Annotated in this window: 6 protein-coding genes; 1 reads left to right on the top strand and 5 read right to left on the bottom strand. The window is 42.3% G+C overall.

The genetic code is table 11. From position 1 onward, the window contains the following. A partial coding sequence (locus A9957_RS08990; RefSeq protein ID WP_292343970.1) for an ATPase domain-containing protein occupies positions 1-469 on the top strand: 469 nt, incomplete at its 5' end. A gap of 8 nt (positions 470-477) precedes the next feature. Here the strand turns inward: A9957_RS08990 and A9957_RS08985 are convergent. From A9957_RS08985 to pstC, 5 genes are all read right to left on the bottom strand, one after another. After that, a complete protein-coding gene (locus A9957_RS08985) occupies positions 478-1,848 on the bottom strand; it encodes a type II secretion system F family protein (RefSeq protein WP_292343968.1) in 1,371 nt (456 codons plus the stop codon). Continuing rightward, positions 1,845-2,777 (bottom strand): type II secretion system F family protein, encoded by a 933-nt coding sequence (locus A9957_RS08980; protein ID WP_292343966.1) that lies wholly within the window; start codon positions 2,775-2,777, stop codon positions 1,845-1,847. The genes A9957_RS08985 and A9957_RS08980 overlap by 4 nt, the downstream gene beginning before the upstream one ends. A gap of 14 nt (positions 2,778-2,791) precedes the next feature. Then, positions 2,792-4,705, bottom strand: a complete 1,914-nt coding sequence (locus tag A9957_RS08975) for a type II/IV secretion system ATPase subunit (protein WP_292343972.1) — start codon at positions 4,703-4,705, stop codon at positions 2,792-2,794. Between the two features lies 1 nt (position 4,706). Next, positions 4,707-5,600 carry a phosphate ABC transporter permease PstA gene (pstA, locus tag A9957_RS08970; RefSeq protein WP_292343964.1) on the bottom strand — a complete coding sequence of 298 codons (894 nt, stop codon included), beginning with the start codon at positions 5,598-5,600 and terminating at the stop codon, positions 4,707-4,709. Beyond that, positions 5,597-6,272, bottom strand: a 676-nt coding sequence (gene pstC / locus A9957_RS08965) for a phosphate ABC transporter permease subunit PstC (protein WP_292343962.1), incomplete at its 5' end; no start/stop codon positions are given. The genes pstC and pstA, both read right to left, overlap by 4 nt.

The following is a 6,272-nucleotide window of genomic DNA, read 5'->3' as shown; positions in this document are numbered from 1 at the left end:
TAATGAAGGAATTAATATTTTAGGCGATTTCCGTGATAATGTGGCCCTCGTTGAAGTTGTAGAAAAAGAATTCAATGGCCAATCTATTAATTATTACTTGAAAAATAATAAATTTGGGGACATATTTGATTTCGATGTATGTATTATCGATACATTTTCATATTTTTTTATTGACACCAAGTTTGATACCTTCTTGAGTACGATTGAATCTATAATGGACAGCAGCAGAAAAAACAGTATTATGTTTATTTTGACTACGGATATGGGAATTATTCCAGAAAAAGGGGAACTTGCTTTGAGGTCACTGGTCGATGGAGTTGTTCAATTCAGATCTACATATACCGGCAACAAGCTGATCCGCTATATAAATATACCCAAGATGAGGGGTGTTCTACCACTGGATCAGATGGTGCCCTACAAAGTAACCAGTGAGGGTATTGTACTCGATGTAAGGGAAAGGGTTGGTTAATTTTCTCTTTAGTCTTCAAAATCACTTGCAATAATTTTTGCAGTGGATATATTATTTCCAACAGTTGCTGTTAATGTATAGGTCCCCTTTTGGTCCCCTATAGAAGGGGTTACGTATAGCATACCATCTTCATCGGTGGAGGCAACTGCTGGTACCATTCCTGAAGGGCTGATTGACAGTTTGACAAAAGTATCAGCAGCTGGATTGCCTTGTGCATCAGTTACATTGAATGCAATTGGATCTGGAACGGGTGCTCCTGGGATTGTTTCCTGGTTATTCCCTGAAACCATGTTTATGGAGTATGCATCTCCCACTCCCATTGTTGGCAGAATGAGAATGGTGCAGGCAAGATAACTTCCTATTAATAGTACTGCTGAATGCTTCAGTCCATGTTTAATTTTTCCTTCGGAGATCTGGCCAATGATCAATCCTCCAAAGAAGCCGTTAATCAGGATCAGATGAAAGAAACCTCTCTGGAAATTGATATTTGAAACATCTCCACTGCCACCCAGCATCGTTGAACCGGCGCCCTGTAGCATAGGCAATAATGAAGTGGAAAGCAGGTAAGTCAACATTATTATAATTCCCTGGGCAAGGTAGAAGATCACTATGTATTGCTTGAGGCTTGCTTCCTTTTCCCTTTCTATCCCAATAACAGCCCTCATATCTTCGGAAGTGCGCTGCATAAGGTCTGCCACGTCTCCGCCTGTATAGGCTGCTTCGACTACAACATTAATATATTTTCCAACCAATTTACTTTTCAGGTCTTTTGCCACACCTTCCATTGCATCGGAAAAAGAGTATCCGAGTATGAGTTTGGATGCTGCTCCTTCTATGGTTTCCTGCATTTCACCTAAATCGGTTTTCGCAAGGTCTATTACAGATTTTACCGGGTCAATCCCGCCACGCATGAGCTCTGACATCTTGAACAGGAATTCACTGAAAGAGACTTCCTTGCGGTTTTGTTTCTTTTTTAACCTGTATGAGTCAATTGAATATGGTATGATAGCTACCAGTACGGCATGTACCAGTATGTGTACCATGTCATCCTCTTTTTCTTTCTCGTTTTTATCTTCTTTTTGATCAGTTGTATTTGTTGTATTAGAGATGTTTTCCCCGTTTTCCTGGGATTCAATTTGTGCAACGAGCTCTTCATAGGCTTGTTTTTTTAATTCGGCTTCAGTCATCTGTGTAGGTGCTTTTTCTTCGTCATCTCCTCCTATGGGGAATGTGTGGCCTGTGGAAAGGGCAAAAGCAACTATCAAAATTCCTAATAATACCGGAATTGCTACTGTGAAATATTCACGTTTTATGTTATATCTCAGGTTTATTACCTGGGAATAACGTTTGAGCCGGAGTTTATATTCTTCTATTTTCATATTGTGCTCCTTGAATATTTCATCCACAGCAGTACAAGGAAGAAAATGTTAACAAACGGCATAATGACGTATATAAACACATTAAACATATCACCCGGTTTTAAAATCAGGTCGATTCCCAGGGCACTTGCGACAACTATTGTAAGCACTACCAAAACGACTCCCATTACAGCAGTACTCATGTACCCTTCCCCGTAGACCGAAAGGGAATCCACGAAATGCTCCTGGGACTGTCTGCGCATTTCCATAAGGTCCTTGGATTTCATCTCAAGGTAGGTTTTCAATCCTCCTCCGGACTGCATTGTGTTGTTTATATCAATGCAGATTGTGCGGAAACTCTCAGAGGAAGTGTTGAGAATGAGGTAGTTCATAGCTGAAATTCCGTCTTCGCCCAGCAGGTCAACCCTATAAATCACCTTGCGGAACTCGATTGAAATGTCCCCATAATCTTCTGCAGCGAGACGCCTTATCACCTGCAGGGGGGTGGAACCTGCACTGGCCAGTATGGACATGTATCCCAGTGCGTAGGGCAGTTCCATGTCAATATTCATGTTCTTTGAGGATATCTTGTTATAGAGCATGGAAATGAAGCCTATTACTATGGCTATGAAGATCAACAGAGTTAGTAACAAGGGATATAAGGGGGAGTAGGATAGTAAATGGAATGTGACTGATGATATTACAAAAACAAGTACACTTGCCAGAAGTGCAGTTACCACTGTAAGGGATACGAACATTCCGGGTGTCATTTCCATGTCTGCACGATAGAGCAGTTTGGCCAGGTCTTCTTGGGGTTGCCTGTCCACATAATGTCCGAAATGGTAGCAAAATACCTTGTACTTTTCAATATATCGATCTATTATCGTGGTTTTTTCTTTTTCATTCTGGTGTTCGGGATCATCGGAATCACAGACTTTTTGTGCGGACATATGAAATGGCTCCCTTAAACTACACTTCCCACATCTTCGATATTCTGTACAACTTCCTCTATTGTTAGTGACTCTTCTACACCGGGTTTGCCTTCAATATCGGCTTCTGAGTGACTTTTACGCTCCTTGTCTTCCTGCTCCATAAGGTCATCCTTATCCCTGGCATAACGTCGAATGTAGCGCACAACTTCTTTGTATTCTTTTATATTGTTATTCTGCAGGTAGTCTAGGTATTGTGCCCGTGTTTCCATTTCTTTTCTCAGGTATGGGATTTCTATCCCGAATTCCTGGGAGATGTCTTCGAACATAGCACTATCGCCGCTGAATATGTAGTCATCATTGTAGGCATTCCATTTGAAAACCGGATTGGTGATTATATCTCCCCTGTCGGGGTCCACTTCTACAAGTTCCACAATACTCAGGGCACGGCGGATGAAGTGTTCTCCTACCTTGATCATGGCATTGAATATTACTACATCAAGACTTGAGAAGAGGTTACGTGGCACGTTCATTGGTTCGGATTCGACCCTGGATACCAGTTCTTTCATTGAACCGGCGTGAATGGTACCCATACAGGGATGACCCACAGAAATTGCCTGGAAGAGGGTTGATGCTTCTGCACCACGAACCTCACCAACGATGATGTATTCAGGGCGTTGCCTGAGGGCGGCTTTCAAGAGGTCGTAAAGCTGGATGTTACCTGCTTCTTCTACTCCTTCTCCACCACCGAAACCTGCCCGTGTTATGGATTGGGTCCAGTTGGGGTGCATGAGATTGATCTCCGCAGTATCTTCGATGGACACGATCTTGTACTCGGGACGTATGAAAGAGCCCAATGCGTTGAGGGTGGTGGTTTTTCCTGAAGCTGTACCTCCTGAGGCCAGCACAGAACGCTGGTATTCGACTATTATCCAGAGGTAGGCAAGTACTTCTGAGTTGTAGGTCTTGTAATTCATCAGGTCGATTACTGAAACAGGATTGCTTTTGAAACGCCTGATGGTGAATGTGGAACCTTTTCTGGTGACTTCCTTTCCCAGTGTAAGGTTTACACGGCTGCCATCGGAAAGGGTTGCGTCACGGATTGGCTGGAGGACTGATATATGCCTGCCTGAGGATTGGGCCATGCGCATGACAAAATTGTTAAGTTCAACTTCTTTGAAGACTACGTTTGTCCTGACAGAACCATACATACGATGGTTGACGAAGAGGGGCATTTCATGACCGTTACAGGTTATATCTTCGATATAGGGGTCGTTCATCAGGATATCTATATTGCCAAAACCCGTATACTTCTTCAGGAGGTAATAGAACATCTTTTCCCGCTGGAACTCACTCATATCCAGCCTGTAGATATCAATTATCATGGCAAAACGCTGTCTCAGCGCTTCATCACGTTGCTCGCTATCTATTACAAGGATTTCCGTGGTGGTAAGTTTCTCAAAGGCTCCTTCTATGATCTGTAGGTAGCGCTCCTCCCCTTCACTCAATGGCGGTTCAAGACAGGTGTATTCCAGTTCTTCCCCGTTGAATTCAACATGCACGTACTGGAAAGGTTCCTTTGCGGCATAGGTCAGGTTGACGTTTCTGAGTGGTACACCCATTTGCGGTTCTTCGACCTTGCCCACATCAAAGCCCAGTTCGATCACTTCATCACAGGAATCCGGGAAGATGCGTTTCATCAACCCATCGATACTCAGGAGACTTTTTTTGTCGTTCTTTGTGTTTTCCTGTTTATAGGGTTCTTTTTCATTTTCGTTTTTATTCTTGCCTGAAAATGGTATACGTAATCGTTTCTTTAGTGTATTGTCTTTTTCACTTTCTGGATTTGCTTTCAACTCTTCCGAATCATTCACTACTTCCTGTAAATTCTCTTTTACTTCTTCCTGTTCGGTTTCAGATTTTTTTTTGAAGCGGTTTAGCAATCCCATTTTAACCAATTCTCCTCTTCCAGACTATCAGGCGGGTGATGGCATTGATTAACATGACAATTACAATCAGTACAAAAGCGGCTGCAAAACTTTCGGAGGGTGATACCAGATGCGGAAATTCAAAACCATGATATACCGTGATTGGAAGAGCTGCTATAAGATCCTGGAATGGGTAGATTTTCATTCCAAAAATCAGTTTTTCGCTGGCTGCAACTTTGAATTCGGGGAAAAACTGAGAATAGCCAGCTGTAAGGATTACAACTGCAGATTCTTCTGCAGCCCTTCCTATACTGAGCACAACACCTGTCATTATGCCTGCCAATGCATAGGGCAGTGTTATGTCCCTAATCATTTCCCACTTTGTAGCACCCAGAGCATAAGCTGCATCTTCAAGTTCTGACGGTACTGTGTTAATGGCTTCTTCTGCAGCTCTTTCTATTACCGGTAGAATCAGGATTGCAAGTGCAATTATACCTGAAATCATAGAAAATCCTCCGGTAACAGTTCTCAGGTAGAATACTAGGAATAGTAGACCAAATATCCCCAGAACGATTGACGGTGTGCCTGCAAGTACGTCTATGAAGAATCGGAATGCACGCACAATTCTACCTTCATTTGCATATTTTTGGAGGTAGACTGCAGTGCCTATGGCAAAGGGAGCTGCCAGTAAAGTTGAACCAATGGAAAGGATTAATGTACCGATTATAGCATTGCCAATTGCTCCACCAAATCCTTTGAAATCGGATTCAGAGGTCAATATGAATTCAAGGCTAAGAGCTGGCAATCCTTCAAGGGCTATTCTTCCCAGTATAAATAATAGAATGGCTACTGTTGTAAAAGCCGCAAAATATGAGACTCCATGGAAGAACTGGCTTTTCACATTCCTGTTATTCATCTGTTTCCTCCTATCTTTCTTGCAAGTCCCACAAACACGATTTCTATGGCAAAAAGTACAGCTGCAATTCCGAAAATTGCACTTCTGTGTTCTTCTATAGCAACATGGTACCCTATGTCGTTCAGGATCTTTGAGGTCATGGCATAACTAGTATCAAAAACAGAGGATGGAACTTTTAAAGAATTGCCAAGAAGCATGACTATTGCCATTGTTTCTCCCATGGCACGCATGGTCCCAAGAATTATTGCGGACATGATGCCCCCTGAAGCAGTTGGCAGAACTATTTCCCTGATTGTTTCCCATTTTGTTGCCCCAAGGGCGAATGAACCTTCCCGGTAGCTGTAGGGAACAGCTTTCATCGCATCCTCTGAAATCGAAACTATAGTAGGTAGTATCATTATAGCAAGGACCGTAGATGCCAATAATACGCCGTTGCCTGAACCTTCTGATACATCGCGAAATATAGGAATGAATCCAAAATAGTGATCTATAATTGGATCTAAATAATTTTCAAAAATGTTTCCTATTACATATAGCCCAAAAATTCCATAGACTACTGAAGGAATTCCTACTAATAATTCAATTAAAGGTCTTATTGTTTCAGCTATTTTTGGGGGGGCTATTTCGGAAAGAAAAATGGCAGTGAAAAGGCTAAGTGGCACAGCCAGTATA

Source organism: Methanohalophilus sp. DAL1 (assembly GCF_001683555.1).
Taxonomy (GTDB): domain Archaea; phylum Halobacteriota; class Methanosarcinia; order Methanosarcinales; family Methanosarcinaceae; genus Methanohalophilus; species Methanohalophilus euhalobius.
This window is presented reverse-complemented; position numbering and strand designations above follow the sequence as displayed.